Genomic DNA, 22,655 nt, shown 5'->3' with positions numbered 1-22,655 from the left:
CAAGGCTAGTCGGGATGGCGCGCGCCGGCTCAGGCGGCGCGCTCGCGTCCGACGATGCCCGCGCGCTGCAAGAGGAGGTAGATCCGGCAGCCGAGGCAGAAGCCGAATGCCGCGTTGAGGAATGCGGCGACGAACGCCGCGGCCGCCGCGATCGGCACCGCCCAGGGCACGGCCGCGAGATGCAGGACGAGGCCGAGCCCCGTGACGAACAGGCCGACGCCCTGCGCGAAGCGCGGCGGGCGCGGGTCCTCGAGCTCCGCAGGAGGCCCGAGTCGAGGGCGGACCACGCGGCGGAAGAGCACGCCCCACGGCGCGGTGCGCGGCGAGACGACGCTCCAGAGGAAGAGCAGCGCGACGACGAGCACCGCGAGGAAGCCGGGATCCGCGGCGCGCTCGAAGACGGAGGCGGCGCCGATCCCCGGCGTGAAGACCGCACCGATCGCGGGCTGGTGGGCGAACCAGCCGAACGACGCCGCCGTCCGCGTCGAGACCCCCGTGAAGGCGAGGAACGTCGCGGCGAACAGCAGCGCGCTCGTGATGGCGGCGGCGAAGCGGGGGCCGCGCGGATCGATCCCTGCGGGGGCGTCAGGCATGGGTCTTCCCTTCGATGGCGTCGAGCTCGGCCATCACCGTGTCGCGGGTCGGAGCTCCGGCGATGCGGGCGCGCGGGACGCCGCGCGCGTCGAGGACGAGGGTCGTGGGCGTCTGCAGCACGTGGAAGCGCCGAGCGATCTCGACGCGGTGCGTGACGTCGACGTCGACGTGCGCGACGCCATCCCTCTCCCCCGCCACGTCGGAGAGCAGCCGCCGCACCGCGGGGCACCGGGCGCACAGCTCGGTGCTGAACTGCACGAGCGTCGCGCGCTCTCCGAAGGCGCCGGGGGCGAGCCCGAGCGCCGTCGGGGCGACGGCATCCGCCCGGACCGCCCGAGCGCGGCCCTCGCGTCGCCGCAGGAGCACGCCGAGGGCCGTCGCGACGAGGACGATCGCGACGAGAGCGGCGAGAGCGGCGGCGGGGGTCATCGGAACCACGGTAGATCCGTCGCCGTGCCGACGGACCCGAGGTGGCGGAATATGACATGAGGGGCGCCGTCGCAAGGCGTTCCCCGTGTCGGGCCGCGCCGTTAGGCTGGCCGCGGACCATCCGCCCCCGATCAGGAGGAACGACAATGACCGTCACCAGCGAAGCCAGCACCTCGTGGCAGGGATCCCTCTTCGAGGGCTCCGGCACCGTCTCGTTCTCGACCGGCGTCGGGACGTTCCCCGTGAACTGGAAGGCCCGCAGCGAGGGCTCCGACACGACGACCACCCCCGAGGAGCTCATCGCGGCAGCGCACTCGTCGTGCTTCAGCATGGCGCTCTCGAACGCGCTCGCCGAGAACGGCACCCCGCCGGAGAAGATCGACACGACCGCGTCGGTCACCTTCAAGCCCGGCACCGGCATCACCGGGAGCCACCTCAACGTCAACGCCGTCGTCCCCGGCATCGACGCCGAGCGCTTCCAGCAGATCGCCGAGGAGGCCAAGGCGGGCTGCCCCGTCTCGCAGGCGCTCGCCGGCATCGAGATCTCGCTCGAGGCGACGCTCGCGTAACCCGGGATGACCGCCTCCTCGCTCACGCGCGTCATCGTCGCCGGCTCGTCGGGCCTCCTCGGCCAGGGCGTCGTCGACGACCTCCGCGCGGCGGGCGTGGAGGTGACGCGTCTCGTCCGCCGCGCCCCGAGCGCCGCGGACGAGACGCGCTGGCTCGACGCTCCTCATCTCGATCCCGCTGTCCTCCGAGGCGCCGACGCCGTCGTGAACCTCTGCGGCGCGAGCGTGGGGCGCATCCCCTGGACTCCCGCGTACCGGCGACGCCTGCACTCCTCGCGGCTCACGCCAACGCGCGTCCTCGCCCGCGCGATCTCCCAGCTCGACGAGCCGCCTCTCCTCGTCTCGGCGAGCGCCGCGGGCTGGTACGGGTCCTCACCCGATGGCCCCGTCACCGAGGACGCACCTCGTGGGAGCGGATTCCTCGCCGACCTCTGCGGCGCGTGGGAGCAGGCCGCGCACGGCGCCGGGCCCCGCGTCGCGCTCCTCCGCACCGCGCCGGTCGTGCATCCCGACGGCGTCCTGCGCCCGCTCATCCCCCTGACGCGAACAGGTCTCGCCGGCCCGCTCGGCTCGGGGCGCCAGGTGTGGGCCTGGATCTCCTTCGAGGACGCGATCGCGGCCATCCGCCACGTCCTCGAGCACCGGCTGACCGGGCCGGTCAACCTGGCTGCCCCGGTCGCGACGACCGCGAACGACTTCGGGCGTGCGCTCGCACGTCGGCTGCGGCGCCCTTTCGCCCTGCCGGCGCCCGCATGGGCTCTCCGCGCCGCGCTCGGGCGCGACTTCGCCGACGACATGCTCCTCGTCGACGCCGACATCGTGCCGCGAGCGCTGCAGTCCACCGGCTTCTCGTTCGCCCACCCGGCCCTCGAGGACGCGATCGCCGCGGTCGTGCCCGAGCGCTGAACGGCCGCAGCGGGCGTCCGCGCCGCGTGCTAGACGGGGCTCTGCGCGGCCCGTTCGCGGCGGATGGCCTCGCGCACCGCGGACCGCGCGCGCTTCGTATCGCCCGCAGCGGCGTACGCGAGACTCAGCCGGTACCACGCGCGCCAGTCGGTCTCGTCGGCCTCCACCTCGGCGCGGTACGTCGGGAAGAGCGCCTCGCCATCCGCCCGCGCCGGGCGCCCGCTCGGCGACGTGCTGACCTCCTCGGTCGGCAGCCCGCCCTCGCTCTCGAGACGGCGTGCGAGGCGCTCGGCGCGCCATCCGAACAGGAGCTCGCGGCCGAGCCCCCACAGCGCGATGAGCGGGAGCACGATCATCGCGCCGCCCATGACAGCGAGGATCGGCTCGCCGGTCGAGATGCCGATCGACAGGGCCGACACGGCCTTCTGCCCCACGACGAGGATGTAGAGCAGCAGGAGCGCCGTCATGACGGCGACGCCGACGCGCAGTCTCATGCGCCCGTGGCCCGCGCGGCCTGGCCCGCGACCGTCGCACCGTCGTCGACGGGATCGGCCGCTGCGGGGCGCGGCGTGCCGATGCCGATGTCGATGAAGTTCTCCAGGCCCACGACGACGCCGCGCACGCCGGTCGCGGCCTCGACGGCGATGCGGATGCCCGGCGCGTACGCGGCGGCCGGGTCGATCGTGTCGTGCACGAGGGAGAGCGACTCGCCGGGCCCGGAGAGGATCGTCTCCTGCCGGGCGACCACCCCGGGGCGGCGCAGCGAGTGCACGGGCACGCTCGCGACCTGCTGCCCGCGGGCGCGCTGGTCGACGAACGGCGCGTCGACGGGCGTCTCACGGGCCGCCGCGATGAGCTCGGCCGTGCGGACGGCCGTGCCCGACGGGGAGTCGATCTTCGTGTCGCGATGGGTCTCGACGATCTCGACCGACGGGAAGAACCGCGCGGCTGCCGCGGCGAGCGCCGTGCCGAGCACGGATCCGAGCGAGAAGTTCGGGATGAAGACGGCGCCGGTCCCGGCCGCCTCGACGAGCGGACGCACGAGCGCGACGCGCTCCGCGGACCATCCGCTCGTGCCGACGAGAACCTGAGCGCCGCGCTCGATCGCCGCGCGCACGACGTCGATGCTCACGGCCGGAGTGGAGGCGTCGATGACGAGATCCGCGCCGTCGAGCTCGGCGAGGTCGCTGCTCGACCCGAGCACCGCGACGATCTCGAACCCGTCCATCCCGTCGACGACCTCGCGGATGATGCTGCCGAGCTTGCCGCTGCCGCCGACCAGTGCCACGCGTGTCGTCATGCCACCATCCTAGGCGGGCCGACCGGGGCGTCCGCCGGAGTGCGGCGTGCTCCGGTCCGCCCGCGGCACGGCGCCCGGCGGTCCGGCACGCCAGCGGTCCCGGTGCGACACCCGTCGCGACACCCGTCCCCCGAATCGGACCCGTGGTGCTGCTGTCGACTCCTGGGGCCGACACGCGCACACCCGCCCCAGCCATCCGAATCCCGACACCCCGCACGCCGCCCCGCCCTCGCTCATCCGTCCCCCGAATCGGACCCGTGGTGCTGAAGTCGACTCCTGAGACCGACACGCGCACACCCGCCCCAGCCATCCGAATCCCGACACCCCGCACGCCGCCCCGCCCTCGCTCACCCCCCCCCGCAGCGGACCCGCCCCCTGGGCGTCTCGCGCCGACGCCTCGTGCACAGGCGGACGACACGCGCGCGCCGGCACGAGCAGACGCGCTGTGCCGGTGGCGGGCCCGCGGGCCGACGAGGCTGGCGGGATGTATCCGACGGAGATCGCCGCTCGCATCGATGCCCGTCACGGAGTGGCCCGCGCATCGACGCTGCGGATGGCGGGCGCGTCTGCGCGCGACATCCGGCGTGCGCTTGTGACCGGATCGATCTGGAAGGTGCGCGCTGGGGTCTATGCGACTCCGGACGTGAGCGCGGACATCGTCACGGCGGCGCGGCACGGCGGCGCACTCTGCTGCGCATCTGCGCTCGCCCAGCTCGGCGTATGGGTTCTCGACGCCGACGCGATTCACGTCGCGATGGGACCGCACGGGCGCCAGCGCGAGCACGCGGGGTGCGCGTGCATCCCGCACTGGGATGAAGGCGCGACGGGCTTCGGGCGCGTCGACATCGTCCGCGCTCTCGTCCAGCTCGCGCGCTGCCAGGGCGATGAGGCGTTCTTCGCCGCGTTCGAATCCGCGTGGCACCGGGGGCTGCTGTCTCGACGTGACCGTCTCGCGGTGCGCGCACGTCTGGATGCGCGGCAGCGGCGACTCGTCGACGCAGCGCGATCGGACTCGGAGAGCGAGCTCGAGTCGCTCCTCAGGATCCGGCTGCTCCGCATGGGCATCGTGCTCCGCTGCCAGGTGCGCATCCGCACGGTCGGACGCGTCGACTTCGTCGTCGGCGACCGGATCATCCTCGAAGTGGACGGGCGCGAGAACCACGACGGGGAGAGCCACCGGCACCGCGACCTCGTCCGAGACGCGAATGCTGCCGCGCTCGGCTACCGAACCCTCCGGTTCGACTACGCGCTCGTCATCCACAACTGGCCGCGCGTGGAGCGCGCGATCGTCGGCGCCCTCCGCCGGACGGCGTGAGCGCAGGCGCCCCGGGGCCCGCATGCACGGCCGTCTGTCACCGTGCGTGTGCGCGGAATCGGATCCGTGGGGCGTGTGTCGCTCCCTGAGGTCGACACGCGCACATCCGCCCCGGCGATCCGAATCCCGGCACGGCTCGGCGCATCCGAACCGGCCCGGCACCTCACGGCACCTCCCGGCCCGTCCGGCGGGCTCAGACCGGCGGGGTCTCCGGCAGTCCGGTGCGCAGCTCGAACGGCAGGTGCGCGAGGTCGTTGTGGGCGATGAGCGTCCACGGGCGGCCCTGCTTCTGCGAGATGATCGTGAGCCCGCAGTTCGCCTGGTTCAGCGTCATCCAGCGCCAGTCGGGGGCGCCGAGCACCTCGCGCACGAACCACGCGATCACGAAGTTGTGCGTGATGAGCAGCTCGTGGACGTCGCCGTTCTTGCGCACGAGGAACTCGTTCATCGCGTCGGCCATCTGGGCCCTGCCTGCCTCGACCTCCTCCTCGGTGATCCCGCCGAAGAAGGGCTCGAACACGCTCGGCGTCTCGTCGGTCATGCCCGTCGGGACGCAGTCGAACAGGAGCGCGTGCGGCTGCGGATCGATCGCGGGCATCCGCTCGGCGACGATGCGCGCGGTCTCCGCGGCGCGTGCGAGGGGCGAGTGCCACACGTTGTCGAACGGCACGCCAGAGAGCCGGTCGGCGAGCAGCGCCGCCTGGCGCTCTCCGCGCGCGGAGAGCGGCCCGTCCTCGAGCCCGTGCTCGGCGTGCTGGTGCTCTCCGTGGCGGACGAGGTAGATGTAGTGCGTCATCCGAACCCCCTCATCGTCCGCACCTGGAGCCCGCAGGGCGGGCGTCCTCCAGCCTAGGTCACGCCTCGGCGGACGCGCCGTGCGGTTACGCCATCGGCGGAATAATGGTCAGTCCGCGGCCTTCGCGAGGTCGGCGCGATGCCCGCGTCCGAGCTGCACGCCCACCCCCTGCACGAGCTCGTCGACGTGCGCCGGCGTGAAGGCGTTGACGATCGGGGCGACCACGCTCCGCTGCGCGAGGAGCCACGCGACGGCGACCGCCGCGTGCGGGAGCTGCAGCTCCGCGGCGACGGCGTCGAGCGCCTTGAGCGCCCGCGCTCCTCGGCGGTTGAGGAGCTTCGACAGCTGCTCAGACCTCGTGCCCTGGCCGATCGTCTGACGCGAGCGATGCAGTCCGGAGAGGAACCCGTGCTCGAGGGCGTGCGACGGCGTCACGGCGAGACCCTGGGCGTCGGACACGAGCCGCAGGTCGCCCTCGTACTCCCCGCGGCGCATGAGGTTGTACGGCACGTCGAGCGCCTCGATCCGCGGGTACCCGGCCGACGACAGGATCCGCGCCTCGACGAGCTGGTCCGCGGTGAACCCGTAGGCCCCGACCGCGCGCGCCTTGCCCGCCTCGACGAGCCACTCGGCCGTCGCGAGCGCGTCTTCGAGGGACGTCAGCGGGTAGCTCGCCGCATCGAGGTAGAGGATGTCGATGCGATCGGTTCCGAGGCGCTCGAGCGACGACTCCACGGCGCGGACGAGGTTGACCGAGCCGAGGCCCGGGTTGTCGGGATGGCCGCCGACGCGCACGGCGAGGACGATGTCGTCGCGCACGCCGCGCGAGGCGACCCACTGGCCGAGGATGAACTCGCTGCGCCCCGCGCCGAAGCGGTCGGAGGTGTGCAGCGCGTTGCCGCCGAGCTCGGCGTAGCGGTCGAGCACGGCGAATCCCGCGGCGCGGTCGAGGTTCCACCCGAACTCGGCCCCGCCGAGCATGAGCGGGAACACCTCGACGCCCGACGTCCCGATCGGCGAGCGCAGGCCCGCGCCGATTCCCGGGCCGAGCTCGGGGACGGGCGCCGACGGATGACCGGGGAGCCGGATGGGCTGAGTCGGCACGTCCGCGGACGCATCGGATGTGCGGATGGCCGCGCCGTCGCGCCGCTCCGGCGGTGACGCTGCATCCATGTCGCTCCCTCACGGAGGGTGCGACGAACCGCGGTCCTCCCGTGCCTCCATTGAACCGGAACCCGCGGCGCGCGCCGCGCCGCGGGTCGTAACTGTTTCATCACGGACGCGGAACGGCCCGGCCGCACCGTGTGCGACCGGGCCGTTCCGCGAGCCGATCAGGCCTCGGCGGGAGCCTCGGCCGGGGCCTCCGACGCGTCGGACGCGCTCTCGCCGGCCTCGTCGACGATCTCGAGCGAGAGCTTGCCGCGGTCGTCGATCTTCGAGATGCGGACGAGGATCTTCTGACCCACGCTCACGACGTCCTCGATGTTCTCGACGCGCTTGCCGCCGTTGAGCTTGCGCAGCTCGGTGACGTGCAGCAGGCCGTCCTTGCCCGGCAGGAGCGAGACGAACACGCCGAACTTGGCGATGTTCACGGCCGTGCCGAGGAACTGGTCGCCGATCTCGGGGTTCGTCGGGTTCGCGATCGCGTTGACCGCGGCCCGCGCCGCCTCGGCCGAGGGGCCGTCGGTCGCGCCGATGTAGACGGTGCCGTCGTCCTCGATCGAGATCTGGGCGCCGGTGTCGTCCTGGATCGAGTTGATCGTCTTGCCCTTGGGGCCGATGAGCTCGCCGATCTTGTCGACCGGGATCTGCACGCTGATGACGCGCGGCGCGGTCGGCGCCATCTCGTCCGGAGCGTCGATCGCCGCGTTCAGGACCTCGAGGATGCGCAGACGCGCGTCCTTCGCCTGCGTGAGCGCGCCGGCGAGCACCTCGGAGGGGATGCCGTCGAGCTTCGTGTCGAGCTGGATCGCCGTGACGAACTCGCTCGTGCCGGCCACCTTGAAGTCCATGTCGCCGAGGGCGTCCTCCGCGCCGAGGATGTCGGTCAGCGCGGCGTACCGCGTCTGGCCGTCGACCTCGTCGGAGACGAGGCCCATCGCGATGCCGGCGACGGGGGCGCGCAGCGGCACACCCGCGTTGAGCAGCGACAGGGTCGAGGCGCACACGGAGCCCATCGAGGTCGAGCCGTTCGACCCGAGCGCCTCGGACACCTGGCGGATGGCGTACGGGAACTCCTCGCGGCTGGGCAGCACGGGAGCGAGCGCGCGCTCGGCCAGGAAGCCGTGGCCGATCTCACGCCGCTTCGGGCTGCCCACACGGCCGGTCTCGCCGGTCGAGTAGGGCGGGAAGTTGTAGTGGTGCATGTAGCGCTTGCTCGTCGTGGGCGACAGCGAGTCGATCTGCTGCTCCATCTTGAGCATGTTGAGCGTCGTGACACCCAGGATCTGCGTCTCGCCGCGCTGGAAGATGGCCGAGCCGTGGACGCGCGGGATGACCTGCACCTCGGCGTCGAGCGGGCGGATGTCGGCGAGGCCGCGGCCGTCCATGCGGACGCCCTCCGTGAGGATGCGGCCGCGCACGATCTTCTTCGTGACGGACTTGTAGGCGGCGCCGAACTCGAGCGGAGCGGCCGCGGGCAGCTCGCCCGCCTCAACCTTCTCGATGAGGGCGGCCTTGACGCGGGCCTTGACCTCGTCATCCGCGGCCTGTCGCTGCTGCTTGTCGGCGATGACGTAGACCTTCTCGAGGTCCGCGTGCGCCTCGGCGGCGACGAAGTCGTACGTCTCCTGGCTGTAGGCCGGGAACACGGGGAACTCGAGCGGCTCCTTCGACGACTTCGCGGCCATCTCGGCCTGCGCCGCGACGAGCTGCTTGATGAAGGGCTTGGCGGCCTCGAGACCCTGCGCGACGATCTCCTCGCTGGGCTTCGTGGCGCCGGCCTTGATGAGGTTCCAGCTCGCCTCGGTCGCCTCGGCCTCGACCATCATGATCGCGACATCCTCGGAGCCGTCGGCTCCCGTGACGACGCGACCGGCGACGACGAGGTCGAACACGGCGGACTCGAGGAGCTCGGCGTTCGGGAACGCCACCCACTGGTCGTCGTTGCCCGCCTGGCCGGGGATGAGCGCGAGGCGCACGCCGGCGATCGGGCCCGAGAACGGCAGGCCGGAGATCTGGGTCGACGCCGACGCCGCGTTGATCGCGAGCGCGTCGTAGAACTCGCCCGGCGCGATGGAGAGCACCGTGACGACGATCTGGATCTCGTTGCGCAGGCCGTCGACGAACGACGGGCGCAGCGGACGGTCGATGAGGCGGCAGACGAGGATGGCCTCGGTCGAGGGGCGGCCCTCGCGGCGGAAGAACGAGCCGGGGATCTTGCCCGCGGCGTACGAGCGCTCCTCGACGTCGACCGTCAGCGGGAAGAAGTCGAAGCCCTCGCGAGGGCTCTTCGACGCGCTCGTGGCCGAGAGGAGCATCGTCTCCTCGTCGAGGTACGCGGCCACGGCGCCCTGCGCCTGCTGCGCGAGACGGCCGGTCTCGAACCGGATGGTGCGGGTGCCGAAGCGGCCGTTGTCGAGAACGGCCTCGGCGGCGGTGATTTCAGGACCTTCCAAGAGGTCTCTCCTTCTTTGTTTAACCTCGCCGGTCCATGTGACGGACGAGTCATGCGAAGGAGCAGGAACAGGCAGATATAGGCCGCACGGCCAGAACCGAAGCTTCACGCTCGCCTGCGCTGGCCACCAGGAGAAATCCACCGGATGCGCGGCACCCGGGAGACCACTTCAGGGGACCAGCTTCCTGCCAGCCTGCTCCATGTCGTGTTCAGTTGTGCGGACGCGCACGGGCGCGTCCACGGCCACCCTACCAGCGCGGGCCGTGGACGCACCCCTGCGACTCCTACTTCACCGCGCCCTCGGTGAGGCCGCCGCGCCAGAAGCGCTGCAGCACGATCATCGCGATCGCGAGCGGGATGACCGAGAGCAGCACTCCCCCGGTCGTCAGCTCGTAGAACTCGGGCAGGCGATCCACCTGCGCGCGCCAGTTGTTGAGGCCGAGGGTGATCGGATACAGGCTCTGGTCGGCGAGCATCACGAGGGGCAGGAAGTAGTTGTTCCAGATGCCCACGAGCTGGAAGAGGAAGACCGTGACGAGCGCGGGCGTCAGGATCCGCAGCCCGACCGTGTGGAAGATCCGCAGCTCCCCCGCGCCGTCGAGCCGCGCGGCCTCCATGAGCGAGTCGTCGACGGTCGCATCGGCGTAGATGCGGCAGAGGAACAGCCCGAACGGCGACACGAGCGACGGGATCAGCACGCTCCAGTAGGTGTTCGCGAGCCCCAGCTGGCTGAACAGGAGGAAGAGCGGCAGCGCCGTGGCGGTGGCCGGCACGAGGACGCCCCCGAGGATGGTCCCGAAGACGAGGTCGCGCCCGCGGAAGCGGTACTTCGCCAGCGCGTAGCCGCCCGCCGCGGCGAAGTAGGTCGCCAGGACGGCGCCGACTCCCGCGTAGAGGATCGAGTTGAGGAACCACCGCACGAAGATGCCGCCGTCGTACGCGAGGACCTGGCCGAGGTTCTCGAGGAGGTGGACGTCCGACCCGAACCAGAAGCCGAAGGTGGAGAAGAGGTCCTCCGTGGACTTCGTGGCCGCGACGACCACCCAGTAGACGGGGATGAGGAAGTACAGGGCGGCGACGACGAGGATGCCCGTCACGATGATCTTCGACGCCCGCGACCGGCGATGGGCGGCCGACGACCCCGTCGGGTTGACCGCGGCGAGCGTCTGCGTGCGCACGGGATCCGTGCGCGGCTGGGTGAGGGTCATCGGCCGCTCCTGTTCGTGACGCGGAGGAAGAGGAAGGACAGCACGAACGCCGCGAGGGCGATGAGCACGGCCTGCGCCGCGGCGACGTTGTAGTCGTTGTAGGCGAAGGCCGTCGTGTACGCCGACAGGTTGGGCGTGTACTGCGTGTCGATCGCCGGCGCGACGGTCTTCAGGACCTCCGCCTCGGCGAACAGCTGCAGCGTCCCGATGATGCTGAACACGGTCGTCAGGACGAGGGCCGGCGCGATGAGGGGCAGCTGGATGCTCGTCGCGATGCGGAACGCGGAGGCGCCGTCGATGCGCGCCGCCTCGTACAGCTCCCCCGGGATGGCCTTGAGCTGGGCGACGATGATGAGCATGTTGTAGCCGACGTACGTCCACGTCACGATGTTCGCGATCGACCACAGCACGGATCCCGCTCCGAGGAAGTCGATCTCGATGCCCATCCAGGACGCCACGTCCACGACCGGGCTCAGCCCGGGCACGTAGAGGAACGACCAGAGGATGGTCGCGATGACGCCCGGGATGCCGTAGGGCATGAAGTACACCGCGCGGAAGAAGCCCGGCCACATCGCCGAGGCCGACTCGAGCAGGAGCGCGAGGAGGGTGGCCGCGACGATCATGACGGGCACCTGGACCACGCCGAACAGGAGCATCCGCCCGATGGAGGCGATGAAGTTGCCGTCGGCGAGCGCGAGCGCGTAGTTCTCGAACCACGCGAACGAGCTCGTCACGCCCTCCTCGCCGAACAGCCCGCCGCGCTGGACGCGCGTGAAGCTCGACCCGATCGCGACGAGGATCGGGAGGATGAAGGTGAGGACGAAGAGCGCCAGGAACGGCGCGAGGAGGATCCACGGCGCCCGGCTGACGGCGGCCTGACGCACGCCGGGGCGCCGGCGCACCCGGGCGTCGCCCGTGACGATCGTGCGCGTCTCGCTCATGATGTCGCCTTCCGGATGCGCAGGCCCTTGTTCCGGAAGACCCGCGTGATCTGCTCCTCCGCCTGCCGGACCGATTCGACGAGGCTCTGGCCGGACGCCTTCCGCCGGAAGCCGTCGGAGAGGATGTTGAAGGACTGCTGCGTGATCGGCCACCAGACCCAGTCCGGGTTCTGCGCCTTCGAGGCGGGCACGAACACCTCCTCGTTGTAGTTCTGGCCGCTGAAGAAGTCGGATGGCCGCTGCCGCTGCGATCCGATGTAGTCGGCTGCCGGCGACCATCCGATCCCGCTGTGCTCGATCATCGCGTCGATGCCCTCGGGCGACGTCGTCATCCAGACGGCGAAGTCCATCGCCTCCTTGGGGTGGCGGCTGTTCGCGAGCACGGCAGCCGTCGATCCGCCCTGGTAGCTCGACCCGTACCCCATGTCCGGCCAGACCGGCATGGGCGCCACGCGCCATCTGCCCTCGCCTCCGGCGACGCCCTGGATGAGCGCGTCGGCCCAGCTCGCGCCGGTGACCGCGGCGATCCCGCCGTCGGCGGCGGCCGCGAACCACGCGGGCGTGAAGTTGCCGTAGGCGGTCGTGACGAGCTCGTCATCGACGACGCGGTCCCAGAAGTCCGCGACCTCGAGGGTCGCGTCGTCGGTCATGTCGATCTCCCAGCCGTCCTCGCCCACCCGCAGCCACGACGCGCCCGCCTGCGTGGCGTACATCGCGAACACGGATGCGTCGCCGATCGGGAAGGTGTCGAGGTACGCGCCCGCAGCGCGCGCCTCGACCGCCAGCTCGCGCCACTCGGCCCAGGTCGTGGGCGGCGGCGATCCGATCTGCTCGAGGATGGGGTGCTGGTAGTACCAGGCCATGGGACCGGAGTCCTGCGGGATGGCGTACACGCCGCCGTCGAAGCTGACCTGGCCCCACAGGGTCGGGTCGAACTTCGCCGCGTGGTCGGCGGCCCCGTAGCGCGACAGGTCGACGAGGCCGTTCACGAGCATGAACTCGGGGATCGAGCGCATCTCGACCTGGGCGATGTCCGGCCCGCCACCCGCCGCGAGGGCGGAGTAGATCTTCTGGTATCCGCCCGCGTTGCCGCCGGGGATCCAGACGGCCTCGACCTGGACATCCGGGTTCTGCGCGTTCCAGACGTCGGCGACCTTCTGCAGGTCCTTGAGCCAGGCCCAGTAGGTGAGCGTGATCCTCTTGCCCGTCGCCGGCGGGATGGTCGGCTCGGCGTTGACCGAGGTCGTCCCCGGTGTCGAGCAGCCGGCGAGCATGCCCGCCGCCACCGCGCCGAGCCCTGCGCCCAGCAGCTGTCTGCGCGTGATCGCGCCCATCTGACCTCCACGTCTCTGTGAAAGCGGCCACGTCGGCGTGGTCCGTGCGAGCCGTGCGCCCGCGTGGCGACGAAGCTACCACAGGATTCGAGTACGTACTCGAAATTCGTGGCGCCGGTTTAGCATTCCGACATGGACGAGGATGTTCCGCGCAAGCGCGGCCCGTATGCGCGATCGGCCGAGCGACGGCGCGCGATCGTCGACGCCGCGCTCGAGGTCTTCGCCGCCAAGGGCTATCTCGCCGGGTCGCTCCAGGACATCGCCGACCGCATCGGCGTGTCGCAGACGAGCCTCCTCCACTACTTCCCCCGGAAGCGCGACCTCCTCCTCGCGGTCCTCGACCAGCGGGACGCGGTGGACAAGCCGCCGGCCGGGCTGTCCTTCCCCGACGACGTCCTCGCGCAGGCGGATCTCAACGCGCGGCACCACGGGCTCCCCGAGCTCTACACCGTGCTGTGCGGCGAGTCCGTGACCGAGGGGCACCCCGCGCGCGAGCACTTCGCCCGCCGGTTCGCGTCGCTGCGAGACCAGTACGCCGACGAGCTGCGTGCGCTCGCCGAGGAGGGCCGACTCCGCCCGGGGATCGAGCCGTCGATCGCGGCGACCGGGCTCATCGCGATCTGGGACGGGCTGCAGACGCAGTGGCTGCTCGACCCCGACGTCGACGTGACGGCCGGCCTCCGGGCCTACCTCGCCCTGATCCTCGTCGACGCACCGGAGTCGGAGGCATCGGTGACGCCGCGCTGAACGGCCGCCCGGCTCAGGTGAACAGCCGGCGAAGGTCGGGAGAAGTCGGCCCCGCGCGCGTCCCGCGCCCGGGACCCTGGACACGTGAGAGTCGCACTCTTCGCGGAATCCTTCCTCCCCCACATGAACGGGGTCACGAACTCCGTTCTGCAGGTCGTGCGCCATCTCGAGGAGCAGGGCCACGAGACCCTCGTCATCGCTCCGCGCGCGGCGGGGCAGAAGGCCGACTCGCTGGGCTCGCGCACCGCGCTCGTCGCGTCGATGCCCCTCCCCTCGTACCCCGACGTGCGGGTCGCCCTCGCGCCGACCTGGCGGATCCGCCGCCTCCTCGAGGAGTTCCGGCCCGACGTCGTGCACCTCGCGTCCCCGTTCGTGCTCGGATGGCAGGCGCTCGTCGCCGCGGACGCCCTGCGGATCCCGGTCGTCGCGATCTACCAGACCGACGTCGTCTCCTACACCGAGCGCTACGGGGTCGCCGGCGCGGCCGCCGCCGCCGCCAATCACGTCGCCCGGCTGCACCGGCGCTCGACGCTCACGCTCGCGCCGTCGTCGGCCGCTCAGGCGCAGCTCGAGCAGCTCGGCGTGGACCGGATCTGGCGATGGGGCCGCGGCGTCGACGCCGACCGGTTCTCCCCGGCCCGACGCTCCGAGTCCTGGCGGGCACGGATCGCCCCGGGCGAGCGCATCATCGGCTACGTGGGCCGTCTCGCGGCCGAGAAGCAGGTCGAGGACCTGCACGTGCTCTCGAACCTGCCCGGAGCGCGGCTCGTGATCGTGGGCGACGGCCCCGAGCGCGCACGGCTCGAAGCGCGGCTGCCGGAGGCGGTGTTCACGGGCTTCCTCGGCGGAGACGAGCTCGCGGAGGCGCTCGCGAGCTTCGACGTCTTCGTGCACCCCGGCGAGAGCGAGACCTTCTGCCAGACGGTGCAGGAGGCCCTCGCGAGCGGCGTGCCCGTCGTCGCAACGGGGCGCGGCGGGCCGCTCGACCTCGTCCGCAGCAGCGTCGACGGCTGGCTCTACCGGCCCGGCGACCTGGACGACCTGCGGGCCCGCGTCGCGGACCTCCTCGGCGACGACGCCAAGCGACGGTCGTTCGGCCAGGCGGCGCTCGAGAGCGTCCGCGCGCGCACCTGGAGCGCGCTCACGGAGCAGCTCGTGAGCCACTACGCCGAGGCCGCGCGGCTGCGGCGCTTCGACGACGCGCTCCTCGCCCGCGGTGCCACCCGGCCGCTGCCGCCGACGTCGGCGCCCGCGACGCGGCGCTGGTCGAGCTTCGTCGCCCTGGGCGACTCGCTCACCGAGGGCCTGTGCGACACATCGCGCATGCGCGAGGGCGAGTACCGGGGATGGGCCGACCGACTCGCCTCCCTGCTCGCCCAGCGCAGCGGCGCGGACACGCCGTTCCGCTACGCGAACCTCGCCGTGCGCAGTCGGCGGGTGCGCGACCTGGTGAGCGAGCAGGGCCCCCGCGCGATCGCGATGCGCCCCGACCTCGTGTCCATCCTCATGGGCGCGAACGACCTCGTCGGGCACGGGGCCGACCCCGTCGCCCTCGCGCGCGATCTCGAGCGGGTGGTCCGCGACATCCGCGCGACGGGAGCCGACGTGCTCCTCGTCACCCCGTTCCTCCCCCGTCGCCGCGCCGCGATGATCTTCGCGCGCCGCTTCGCGGCCTTCGCGCACGAGATCCGGCGGATCGCAGCCGAGACCGGGGCCATCCTGCTCGACGTGGAGGCCCTTCCGGAGCTCGGAGACCTGTCGATGTACGCCGAGGACCGCGTGCACCTCGGGTCGCGAGGCCACCGGCTCCTCGCGTACCGTGCGGCCGAGGTGCTCGGCATCCCCGACGCGGGAGCACTCGGCGACCTCGACGACGCGCTGCACGCCGACGCGCCGCCCGCGAGCGGATGGCTGCGCCGCCACGCGCTCCCCTGGGTCTGGCGCCGCATGCGCGGGCGGACAGCGGGCGACGGCCTCGTCGCGAAGCACGACGCACTCGTCGAGCTCGCGGGGCGCCGCGCCCAGACCGGCGATGGCAGCGAGCTGTCGAGTCCGCCGCTTCCCTGATGTTCGCGCGGCGTTCACTCCGACGGAGCAGACTGCCGGGATGATCGACGAGTTCGTCTCCGCCCTCGCCGCGAACCCGTGGGCGCTCGCGGCGCTGTTCGGGCTCGTGCTCGCCGACGCGTTCCTCGTGGTCGTCCCGGGCGAGATCGCCGTGACGGTTCTCGCCTCGGTGTCGTTCACGCCGTCGGGGCCGCCGCTGTGGGGCGTGATCCTCGTCGCGGCGGCGGCCGCGTTCGCGGGCGACGCCGCCTGCTACGCGCTCGGGCGCGCGTTCCACCCCCAGCGCTGGCGCGTCATGCGGCATCCGCGCTTCCAGCGCGTCTTCGCGTGGGCCCAGACGCGTCTGCGCTCGCACGTTGCGGCCGCGATCTTCACGGTCCGGTTCATCCCGTTCGCGCGGCTCGCGGTGAACCTCACCGCAGGAGCGACGCGCATCCCCGCCGTGCGCTACCTGCCGGTGGCGGCGGGCGCCGCGACCGCATGGGCGGCCTACCAGGCCCTCGTCGGGGCCGCCGTCGGCGCGATCGTGCCCGGTGGGCCCGTCGTCGCCGTGCTCGTGTCGATCGCGGTCGCGCTCGTCCTCGGCTGGATCACCGACGCGCTCATCGCCCGCTTCGCGCCCCGCGGCGCGACCGGGCGCTGAAAGGGGCCGGCGCGCGGCCGGCCCCCTCGTCAGCGCCCGAGGCCCTCGAGAAGGCTCTCGAACGATCCGCCCTCGCCGAGGTAGCTCTCGGGCGAGAAGGGATCGACCCTCTCGACCGCGGTGCGGCCGGCGACCGCATCGGCGAGCTCGCGCGCGGCGCGGTCGACGCGCTTCTGGAGCGGCGCCACGCTGTCGGCGCCCTGGCCCCAGTCGTCGGCCGCGGCGAACACCCCGGTCGAGACCGGCTCGGCGTGCAGATACGTGAACAGCGGTCGGATGGCGTAGTCGATCGCGAGCGAGTGCCGCGGCGTGCCGGCCGTCGCGCCCAGCAGGACCGGGGTGCCCTCGATCGCCTCGCGGTCGAGCACGTCGATGAACGACTTGAAGAGGCCCGAGTACGAGGTCGAGAAGATCGGCGTCACCGCGATGAGGGCGTCGGCCGCCGCGACCCGCTCCATCACCTCCGCGAGGCCCTTCGGCGGGAAGCCGGTGAGCATCGCGTTCATGATGTCGTGCGCATGGTCGCGCAGCTCGACGACGGAGACGTCGGTCTCCACGCCGCGCGAGGCGAGATCGTCGATCACAGCACGCGTGAGCCGGTCCGCGAGGAGACGCGTGGAGGACGGTTCCGAGATGCCGGCCGAGAGGACGACGATGCGGGTGGTGCTCATGGCGGTCACGCTCCCTTCCGGGCTGCCGCGCCGAAGGCCGCTCCGGGCTTCGACGCCGTGTCGGTGTCCTGATACGGCGAACCGCCCGTGACGTTGTCGCCGCGGTTCGGGTTGGGGCGCGGCTGGCGCGGCTCGGCGTCGCCGTATCGGGCCTTCACCCGCGCGGCGTGCGTCGGGGCGTCGGGCACGTTCGCCGGGCGGTTCTGCGCGAGCTCCTTCCGGAGCACGGGCACGACGTCCTCGCCGAGGAAGTCGATCTGCTCGAGCACGGTCTTGAGCGGGAGCCCGGCGTGGTCGGTCAGGAACAGCTGGCGCTGGTAGTCGCCGAACGTGTCGCGCATCGCCGCGTAGCGGTCGATGACCTGCTGCGGAGAGCCGACCGTGAGCGGCGTCATCTCGGTGAAGTCCTCCATCGACGGCCCGTTGCCGTACACCGGCGCCGAGTCGAAGTACGGCCGGAACTGCCGGACGGCGTCCTGCGAGTTCCTCGCGATGAACACCTGGCCGCCGAGCCCCACGATCGCCTGCTCGGGCGCGCCGTGACCGTAGTGCGCATAGCGCTGGCGGTACAGCGAGATGAGGCGCTGGTAGTGCTCCTTGGGCCAGAAGATGTTGTTCGCGAAGAAGCCGTCGCCGTAGTAGGCCGCCTGCTCGGCGATCTCGGGCGTGCGGATCGAGCCGTGCCACACGAACGGCTTGACGTCGTCGAGCGGACGCGGTGTGGACGTGAAGCCCCGCAGCGGCGTGCGGAACGCGCCCTCCCAGTCGACGACGTCCTCGGTCCAGAGGCGGTGCAGGAGGTTGTAGTTCTCGATCGCGAGCTGGAGCCCCTGGCGGATGTCCTTGCCGAACCACGGGTAGACGGGGCCCGTGTTGCCGCGCCCCATCATGAGGTCCATTCGACCGCCCGACACGTGCTGGAGCATCGCGTAGTCCTCGGCGATGCGCACCGGGTCGTTCGTCGTGATCAGCGTCGTCGAGGTCGAGACGATGAGCCGCTCGGTCTGCGCCGCGATGTACGCGAGCGTGGTCGTCGGCGACGACGAGAAGAACGGCGGGTTGTGGTGCTCGCCCAGTGCGAACACGTCGAGCCCCGCCTCCTCGGCGTGCTTCGCGATCGCGATGACGTCGCGGATGCGCTCGGCCTCGCTCGGCGTGTATCCGGTCGTGGGGTCGCGCGTGATGTCGCTCACGGACATGAGCCCGAACTGCATCCCGCTCCACGAGGTCGTGTCGCTCACCAGATCCTCCGATTCCGCGCGCGGATTCCCGCCCGCCGATTGCATGCAAGTGAATATACCTGGTTCAACGGCCCCCGAGCGAATCTATTCCCCGCGGCGCGGATCCTCGAGGGGGCCTCGCGCATCGGTAGCGTAGAGCGCGATGACGAGCGAGGCAGTGCCGCCGGTCACGGCGTCGACGGGGACCATCCGGCAGAAGCGACGCGTGCCGTTCTGGGACAACGCGCGCTTCGCGTGCATCGTGCTCGTCGTGCTCGGCCACGCGATCCAGCGCCTCATCTACGACTCGGACGTCGCCTACGCGTTCTACCTCGCGTTCTACGCCTTCCACATGCCGGCGTTCGCGATCATCTCGGGCTACTTCTCGAAGTCCGACCCGCCGTCCCGTCGGCAGATGGTGCGCCTCATCACCGACGTGCTCCTGCCCTACCTCGTCTTCGAGGCCCTGTGGTGGTTCACGAAATGGCTCGTCGAGGGCCAGGTCGACCCCAACCTCACCAAGCCGTCGTGGACCCTGTGGTTCCTGCTCGCGCTCGGCATCTTCCGGCTCGTGCTGCCCTACCTCGCCCTGCTGCGCTGGCCGCTCCTGTGGTCGGTGCTCATCTCGGTGGGCGTCGGATACCTGCCGAACGTCGACAGCACCTTCTCGCTGTCGCGCACCCTCGGCTTCCTGCCCTTCTTCGTGCTCGGATGGTGGCTGCGCGAGCACGACATCGTCGAGCGGCTCGGCCTCCTGCGCCACCGCCCCTGGTGGGCGTACGCGGGCGCGCTCGCCCTGTTCGCGATCGACGGATGGCTCGCCTGGACCGGAATCGAGACATGGCGCGAGATGGAGCTGCGCTACTGGTTCTTCTACGACGACGCGTACGTCGATCTGCTCTCGCACAGCGTCTGGTGGGCGGGCGCCATGCGCCTCGCGACGCTCGCGATCGGGCTCGTCCTCTCGGCGGCGTTCTTTGTGCTCATCCCCCGTCGGCAGACCCCCTGGACGCGCCTCGGGCAGTACACGATGTACGTCTACCTGCTCCACTCGTTCGTGCTGTACCCGTTCCGCGAGTCCGGCGTGCTGCGCGATCTCGAGCCGACCTGGATCTGGCTGCCGACGGTCGCCATCCTCTCGGTCGCGGTCACGGTGCTCCTCTCGACCCGGCCGGTGCGCTGGCTGACGGGGCCGCTCGTCGAGCCGCGCCCCCGCTGGCTCTTCCAGGACCCTGCCCTGCTCCCCGGCCGACGGAACGACCCGACCGGCTCACGCCGGCCGAAGCCCTGATCCGCCGCGCACGACCCCGGGTACAGCGAAGGCCCGTCCCACCGGGGACGGGCCTTCGAGAAGACGATTGAACGCTGGTCGCGCTCTGCCTTATCGGCGCAGACCGAGACGCTCGATCAGCGCACGGTAGCGTGCGATGTCGATGTCCTGGAGGTAGCCGAGCAGGCGGCGGCGCTGACCGACGAGCAGGAACAGGCCACGACGCGAGTGGTGGTCGTGCTTGTGCTCCTTAAGGTGCTCGGTGAGGTCCTTGATGCGCTGCGTCAGCAGCGCGACCTGCACCTCGGGGGATCCGGTGTCACCGGGGTGCGTCGCGTACTCTTCGATGATCGCCTTCTTGACGTCTGCTTCCAGAGCCATAGATTCGATCCCCTCTCTCCTCGTTGCGCGGCGCCCGTCGCCTGATGCGCGAGCTCTCTTCATCCGCGGCCGATCGAACGGCAACCACCAGAGTCTACCCCATCCGCGGGGCACGGAAGAGCGGATAGCCTCTCCCCGATGTCCTCGCGCGTGCTCCTCGACCTGCGTCCCCTGACGCAGAGCCCCGCGTTCGCGCGCCTGTGGGTCGGATCCACGCTGGGCGGGCTCGGCGGGCAGCTCACGATCACCGCGGTCATGCTGCACATGTACGAGCTGACCGGGTCGACGTTCGCCGTGTCGATGATCGCGGTCGCAGGCCTCGCGCCGATGATCGTGGCGGGCCTCTACGGAGGCATGCTCGCCGACTGGTTCGACCGGCGGACGGTCGCCCTCGCGGCGGCCACGGCCACGTGGCTCACGACGGCCCTTCTCGCGGTGCTCGCGTGGACAGGGCACATCGACGCGGGATGGCTCTACGCGCTCTCGATCGTGAACTCGGCCGCGAACTCGATCGTGTCGGCGACGAAGATGGCGATCACGCCGCGCCTCGTCGGCGCTGAGCTGATCCCCGCCGCTGCCGCGCTCAACGGCATCACCGTGGGGATCATGGTCATGGTGGGGCCGGCGCTCGGCGGCGTCCTCGTCGCGCTCTTCGGCTACCCCCTGACCTACACGCTCGACGTCGTCCTCATGCTGTCGCTGTTCCTCGGTCTGTGGACGCTCCCCCGTCTGCGCCCCGAGGGCGCGACGGCGCGCCCGGGGCTCGCCTCCCTCGCAGACGGATGGCGCTTCCTACGTCGCGCCCCGAACATCCGGATCCAGTTCCTCCTCGACATCGTCGCGATGACCTTCGGGAACCCACTCGCGCTGTTCCCCGCGATCGGCGCGATCGTCCTCGGCGGCGGAGAGATCACGACGGGCCTGCTCGTCGCGGCGAACGCAGTCGGCGCGTTCGCGTCGAGCCTCTTCTCCGGGCGCATCTCGGCGTACCGCTTCCACGGCCTGGGGATCACGCGCGCGATCCAGGTGTTCGGCGTCGTGACCGCGGTGTTCGGCCTCGTGCTCGCGGCGGCCGCGGCCGGATGGCTCGGCCCCGGCGACGTCGGGCCGAGCAGCCCGAACGTGCCGCTCATCGTGATCGCGATGCTCTGTCTCGCGTGCACCGGCGCCGCCGACAACGTCAGCTCGATCTACCGACAGACGATGCTGCAGTCCGCCGTGCCCGATGCCATCCGCGGTCGCCTGCAGGGCGTGTTCATCGTCGTGGTGACGGGCGGCCCGCGCATCGGCGCACTCTACGCGGGCGGTCTCGCGACCGCCGCCTCGGGGTGGCTCGGCGAGGCAGGGAGCGCGTGGCTCCCGCCGCTGCTCGGCGGGCTGCTCGTCGTCGCGATCACGACCGCGATCGTCCGCGCGCACCCCCGATTCCGGGCCTACGACGCCGAGGCTCCCGAGCTCTGACACAGCAGGAGGGCCGACCCCGCGGGGCCGGCCCTCCTGCTGCGTACGACGTCAGGCCGCGAGCGCGCCCTGGAGGTCGAGGGTGATCTTGACGTCCTTGCCGACGAGGACGCCGCCGGTCTCGAGCGCGGCGTTCCAGGTGAGACCGAAGTCCTCGCGGTTGATCGTGGCCTTGGCCGTCGCGCCGGCCTTGTAGTTGCCCCACGGGTCCGTGCCGAACCCGCCGAGCTCGAGCTCGAAGGTGACCGGGCGGGTGACGCCCTTGATCGTGAGGTCGCCGTCGACGTAGAACTCGCCGTTCTCGTGACGCACGCCCGTGCTCGCGAACGTGAGCGCCGGGTGGTTCTCGACGTCGAAGAAGTCCGCCGAGCGGAGGTGCTGATCGCGGCCCTCGTCGTTCGTGTCGAGCGACGCGGCGTCGGCGCTCGCGGTGACGGACGCCTCGAGCACGTTCTCAGGGAGGACGATCGTGGCCGACTTGACCGTGAAGGCGCCGCGCACCTTCGAGATCATCATGTGGCGCACCTCGAAGCCGACCTCGCTGTGCGCGGGGTCGAGGTTGTAGGTGCCGGGACGGTAGCCGGGGATGTCGATGGTCATGGATGCTCCTCAGATGGTCGGGCCGCTCCGAGCGGCGTCACAGAGGAACAATACGCATTCACCTGAATATATTCCACCCGAGGCGCTGAACATCGCGTGAGCGTCGCCTGAACGCGCGGAGCGCCCTGCGGATTCCTCCGCAGGGCGCTCCCGGATCGGATCGCGTCAGGCGACGTCGATGAGGTCGATGATGAAGATGAGGGTCTTGCCGCTCAGGAAGTGCCCCGAGCCCGCGGGACCGTAGGCGAGGTGCGGGGGGATCACGAGCTCGCGGCGTCCGCCGACCTTCATGCCGGGGATGCCTTCCTGCCACCCCTGGATGAGACCGCGCAGCGGGAACTGGATGCTCTCGCCGCGGTTCCACGACGAGTCGAACTCGTCGCCGGTCTCGTACTCGACACCGGCGTAGTGGACGGTGACGGTGTCGCCCGCCTTCGCCTCTGCGCCGTCGCCGACGATGATGTCGCGGATGGCGAGCTCGGAGGGAGCGGGGCCCTCGGGCGCGTCGAATTCGGGCTTGGTGCGTTCTGCGCTCATGCCTCCATCTTGCCCGCTCTGGCCGAGATCCGCTCCCGGCGTGCGCGATC

The 22,655-nt window shown here is 71.5% G+C and carries 23 protein-coding genes; 8 read left to right on the top strand and 15 right to left on the bottom strand.

Annotated elements, in window-relative coordinates; genetic code table 11:
• Window positions 1-29 precede the first annotated feature (29 nt).
• Both M1D56_RS05155 and M1D56_RS05150 read right to left on the bottom strand, forming a co-directional pair.
• Window positions 30-593 carry a DUF4395 domain-containing protein gene (locus tag M1D56_RS05155; protein WP_456284880.1) on the bottom strand — a complete coding sequence of 188 codons (564 nt, stop codon included), beginning with the start codon at window positions 591-593 and terminating at the stop codon, window positions 30-32.
• On the bottom strand, window positions 586-1,023 hold the full coding sequence (locus M1D56_RS05150) for a TlpA family protein disulfide reductase (protein WP_271174234.1): 438 nt from the start codon (window positions 1,021-1,023) through the stop codon (window positions 586-588). The genes M1D56_RS05155 and M1D56_RS05150 overlap by 8 nt, the downstream gene beginning before the upstream one ends.
• A 146-nt stretch (window positions 1,024-1,169) precedes the next feature.
• On the opposite strand from M1D56_RS05150, the gene M1D56_RS05145 reads away from it, so the two are divergent.
• Complete coding sequence (locus M1D56_RS05145) at window positions 1,170-1,592, top strand: OsmC family protein (RefSeq protein ID WP_271174233.1); 423 nt, start codon at window positions 1,170-1,172, stop codon at window positions 1,590-1,592.
• A gap of 6 nt (window positions 1,593-1,598) precedes the next feature.
• Complete coding sequence (locus M1D56_RS05140) at window positions 1,599-2,498, top strand: TIGR01777 family oxidoreductase (RefSeq protein ID WP_421075991.1); 900 nt, start codon at window positions 1,599-1,601, stop codon at window positions 2,496-2,498.
• A gap of 29 nt (window positions 2,499-2,527) precedes the next feature.
• Here M1D56_RS05140 and M1D56_RS05135 read toward each other — a convergent pair whose 3' ends face one another.
• Both M1D56_RS05135 and dapB read right to left on the bottom strand, forming a co-directional pair.
• On the bottom strand, window positions 2,528-2,992 hold the full coding sequence (locus M1D56_RS05135) for a hypothetical protein (protein WP_456284879.1): 465 nt from the start codon (window positions 2,990-2,992) through the stop codon (window positions 2,528-2,530).
• Complete coding sequence (dapB, locus tag M1D56_RS05130) at window positions 2,989-3,798, bottom strand: 4-hydroxy-tetrahydrodipicolinate reductase (RefSeq protein ID WP_456284878.1); 810 nt, start codon at window positions 3,796-3,798, stop codon at window positions 2,989-2,991. The genes M1D56_RS05135 and dapB overlap by 4 nt, the downstream gene beginning before the upstream one ends.
• Window positions 3,799-4,282: 484 nt before the next feature.
• Between dapB and M1D56_RS05125 the strand changes: the two genes are divergently transcribed.
• A complete protein-coding gene (locus tag M1D56_RS05125) occupies window positions 4,283-5,113 on the top strand; it encodes an endonuclease domain-containing protein (RefSeq protein WP_456284877.1) in 831 nt (276 codons plus the stop codon).
• A gap of 193 nt (window positions 5,114-5,306) precedes the next feature.
• On the opposite strand, the gene M1D56_RS05120 is transcribed toward M1D56_RS05125, so the two are convergent.
• From M1D56_RS05120 to M1D56_RS05095, 6 genes are all read right to left on the bottom strand, one after another.
• On the bottom strand, window positions 5,307-5,909 hold the full coding sequence (locus tag M1D56_RS05120; RefSeq protein WP_282979995.1) for a histidine phosphatase family protein: 603 nt from the start codon (window positions 5,907-5,909) through the stop codon (window positions 5,307-5,309).
• 108 nt (window positions 5,910-6,017) lie between these two features.
• Complete coding sequence (locus tag M1D56_RS05115; protein ID WP_282979994.1) at window positions 6,018-7,082, bottom strand: aldo/keto reductase; 1,065 nt, start codon at window positions 7,080-7,082, stop codon at window positions 6,018-6,020.
• A 158-nt stretch (window positions 7,083-7,240) separates the two neighbouring features.
• Entirely contained in the window at window positions 7,241-9,526 is a 2,286-nt protein-coding gene (locus tag M1D56_RS05110) for a polyribonucleotide nucleotidyltransferase (protein ID WP_456284876.1), read from the bottom strand.
• Between the two features lie 283 nt (window positions 9,527-9,809).
• The gene (locus tag M1D56_RS05105) at window positions 9,810-10,733 is read right to left on the bottom strand and encodes a carbohydrate ABC transporter permease (protein WP_282979993.1); all 924 of its coding nucleotides are present in this window, start codon (window positions 10,731-10,733) and stop codon (window positions 9,810-9,812) included.
• Window positions 10,730-11,674 (bottom strand): carbohydrate ABC transporter permease, encoded by a 945-nt coding sequence (locus M1D56_RS05100; protein WP_271174224.1) that lies wholly within the window; start codon window positions 11,672-11,674, stop codon window positions 10,730-10,732. Before M1D56_RS05100 ends, M1D56_RS05105 begins: the two co-directional genes overlap by 4 nt.
• Window positions 11,671-13,008, bottom strand: coding sequence for an ABC transporter substrate-binding protein (locus M1D56_RS05095; protein ID WP_456284875.1), 1,338 nt, complete (start codon window positions 13,006-13,008; stop codon window positions 11,671-11,673). The genes M1D56_RS05100 and M1D56_RS05095 overlap by 4 nt, the downstream gene beginning before the upstream one ends.
• A 132-nt stretch (window positions 13,009-13,140) precedes the next feature.
• Between M1D56_RS05095 and M1D56_RS05090 the strand changes: the two genes are divergently transcribed.
• The 3 genes from M1D56_RS05090 to M1D56_RS05080 all read left to right on the top strand — a co-directional run bounded on the left by M1D56_RS05090 (window position 13,141) and on the right by M1D56_RS05080 (window position 16,465).
• On the top strand, window positions 13,141-13,755 hold the full coding sequence (locus tag M1D56_RS05090) for a TetR/AcrR family transcriptional regulator (protein WP_455968151.1): 615 nt from the start codon (window positions 13,141-13,143) through the stop codon (window positions 13,753-13,755).
• 84 nt (window positions 13,756-13,839) lie between these two features.
• Window positions 13,840-15,822 carry a glycosyltransferase gene (locus M1D56_RS05085; RefSeq protein WP_456284874.1) on the top strand — a complete coding sequence of 661 codons (1,983 nt, stop codon included), beginning with the start codon at window positions 13,840-13,842 and terminating at the stop codon, window positions 15,820-15,822.
• Window positions 15,823-15,862: 40 nt separating this feature from the next.
• The gene (locus M1D56_RS05080; RefSeq protein WP_271174220.1) at window positions 15,863-16,465 is read left to right on the top strand and encodes a DedA family protein; all 603 of its coding nucleotides are present in this window, start codon (window positions 15,863-15,865) and stop codon (window positions 16,463-16,465) included.
• Window positions 16,466-16,494: 29 nt separating this feature from the next.
• Here the strand turns inward: M1D56_RS05080 and M1D56_RS05075 are convergent, their stop codons facing one another.
• Together M1D56_RS05075 and M1D56_RS05070 are read right to left on the bottom strand one after the other, a co-directional pair.
• Window positions 16,495-17,136 carry an FMN reductase gene (locus M1D56_RS05075; protein ID WP_456284873.1) on the bottom strand — a complete coding sequence of 214 codons (642 nt, stop codon included), beginning with the start codon at window positions 17,134-17,136 and terminating at the stop codon, window positions 16,495-16,497.
• Window positions 17,137-17,141: 5 nt separating this feature from the next.
• Window positions 17,142-18,350, bottom strand: a complete 1,209-nt coding sequence (locus M1D56_RS05070) for an LLM class flavin-dependent oxidoreductase (RefSeq protein WP_456285268.1) — start codon at window positions 18,348-18,350, stop codon at window positions 17,142-17,144.
• Window positions 18,351-18,519: 169 nt separating this feature from the next.
• Here M1D56_RS05070 and M1D56_RS05065 point away from each other — a divergent pair, with 169 nt between their 5' ends.
• A complete protein-coding gene (locus M1D56_RS05065) occupies window positions 18,520-19,647 on the top strand; it encodes an acyltransferase family protein (RefSeq protein WP_282979987.1) in 1,128 nt (375 codons plus the stop codon).
• Window positions 19,648-19,737: 90 nt separating this feature from the next.
• Here the strand turns inward: M1D56_RS05065 and rpsO are convergent, their stop codons facing one another.
• Entirely contained in the window at window positions 19,738-20,007 is a 270-nt protein-coding gene (gene rpsO / locus M1D56_RS05060; protein WP_271174217.1) for a 30S ribosomal protein S15, read from the bottom strand.
• 138 nt (window positions 20,008-20,145) lie between these two features.
• On the opposite strand from rpsO, the gene M1D56_RS05055 reads away from it, so the two are divergent.
• A complete protein-coding gene (locus M1D56_RS05055) occupies window positions 20,146-21,468 on the top strand; it encodes an MFS transporter (protein WP_271174216.1) in 1,323 nt (440 codons plus the stop codon).
• A 51-nt stretch (window positions 21,469-21,519) separates the two neighbouring features.
• Here the strand turns inward: M1D56_RS05055 and M1D56_RS05050 are convergent, their stop codons facing one another.
• Both M1D56_RS05050 and M1D56_RS05045 read right to left on the bottom strand, forming a co-directional pair.
• Window positions 21,520-22,068 (bottom strand): YceI family protein, encoded by a 549-nt coding sequence (locus tag M1D56_RS05050; RefSeq protein ID WP_271174215.1) that lies wholly within the window; start codon window positions 22,066-22,068, stop codon window positions 21,520-21,522.
• A 165-nt stretch (window positions 22,069-22,233) separates the two neighbouring features.
• On the bottom strand, window positions 22,234-22,605 hold the full coding sequence (locus tag M1D56_RS05045; protein WP_456284872.1) for an FKBP-type peptidyl-prolyl cis-trans isomerase: 372 nt from the start codon (window positions 22,603-22,605) through the stop codon (window positions 22,234-22,236).
• Window positions 22,606-22,655: the final 50 nt, after the last annotated feature.

The sequence above is a fragment of the Microbacterium sp. JZ101 genome (assembly GCF_053903175.1).
The sequence above is the reverse complement of the archived record's forward strand: the minus strand, read 5'-3'. Positions and strand labels throughout refer to the sequence as shown.

Bases quoted from the DNA above. Each gene is read 5' to 3' on its own strand.
- M1D56_RS05155 (WP_456284880.1), bottom strand. From the start codon at position 593: ATGCCTGACGCCCCCGCAGGGATCGATCCGCGCGGCCCCCGCTTCGCC.
- M1D56_RS05150 (WP_271174234.1), bottom strand. From the start codon at position 1,023: ATGACCCCCGCCGCCGCTCTCGCCGCTCTCGTCGCGATCGTCCTCGTC.
- M1D56_RS05145 (WP_271174233.1), top strand. From the start codon at position 1,170: ATGACCGTCACCAGCGAAGCCAGCACCTCGTGGCAGGGATCCCTCTTC.
- M1D56_RS05140 (WP_421075991.1), top strand. From the start codon at position 1,599: ATGACCGCCTCCTCGCTCACGCGCGTCATCGTCGCCGGCTCGTCGGGC.
- M1D56_RS05135 (WP_456284879.1), bottom strand. From the start codon at position 2,992: ATGAGACTGCGCGTCGGCGTCGCCGTCATGACGGCGCTCCTGCTGCTC.
- dapB (WP_456284878.1), bottom strand. From the start codon at position 3,798: ATGACGACACGCGTGGCACTGGTCGGCGGCAGCGGCAAGCTCGGCAGC.
- M1D56_RS05125 (WP_456284877.1), top strand. From the start codon at position 4,283: ATGTATCCGACGGAGATCGCCGCTCGCATCGATGCCCGTCACGGAGTG.
- M1D56_RS05120 (WP_282979995.1), bottom strand. From the start codon at position 5,909: ATGACGCACTACATCTACCTCGTCCGCCACGGAGAGCACCAGCACGCC.
- M1D56_RS05115 (WP_282979994.1), bottom strand. From the start codon at position 7,082: ATGGATGCAGCGTCACCGCCGGAGCGGCGCGACGGCGCGGCCATCCGC.
- M1D56_RS05105 (WP_282979993.1), bottom strand. From the start codon at position 10,733: ATGACCCTCACCCAGCCGCGCACGGATCCCGTGCGCACGCAGACGCTC.
- M1D56_RS05100 (WP_271174224.1), bottom strand. From the start codon at position 11,674: ATGAGCGAGACGCGCACGATCGTCACGGGCGACGCCCGGGTGCGCCGG.
- M1D56_RS05095 (WP_456284875.1), bottom strand. From the start codon at position 13,008: ATGGGCGCGATCACGCGCAGACAGCTGCTGGGCGCAGGGCTCGGCGCG.
- M1D56_RS05090 (WP_455968151.1), top strand. From the start codon at position 13,141: ATGGACGAGGATGTTCCGCGCAAGCGCGGCCCGTATGCGCGATCGGCC.
- M1D56_RS05080 (WP_271174220.1), top strand. From the start codon at position 15,863: ATGATCGACGAGTTCGTCTCCGCCCTCGCCGCGAACCCGTGGGCGCTC.
- M1D56_RS05075 (WP_456284873.1), bottom strand. From the start codon at position 17,136: ATGAGCACCACCCGCATCGTCGTCCTCTCGGCCGGCATCTCGGAACCG.
- M1D56_RS05070 (WP_456285268.1), bottom strand. From the start codon at position 18,350: ATGCAGTTCGGGCTCATGTCCGTGAGCGACATCACGCGCGACCCCACG.
- M1D56_RS05065 (WP_282979987.1), top strand. From the start codon at position 18,520: ATGACGAGCGAGGCAGTGCCGCCGGTCACGGCGTCGACGGGGACCATC.
- rpsO (WP_271174217.1), bottom strand. From the start codon at position 20,007: ATGGCTCTGGAAGCAGACGTCAAGAAGGCGATCATCGAAGAGTACGCG.
- M1D56_RS05055 (WP_271174216.1), top strand. From the start codon at position 20,146: ATGTCCTCGCGCGTGCTCCTCGACCTGCGTCCCCTGACGCAGAGCCCC.
- M1D56_RS05050 (WP_271174215.1), bottom strand. From the start codon at position 22,068: ATGACCATCGACATCCCCGGCTACCGTCCCGGCACCTACAACCTCGAC.
- M1D56_RS05045 (WP_456284872.1), bottom strand. From the start codon at position 22,605: ATGAGCGCAGAACGCACCAAGCCCGAATTCGACGCGCCCGAGGGCCCC.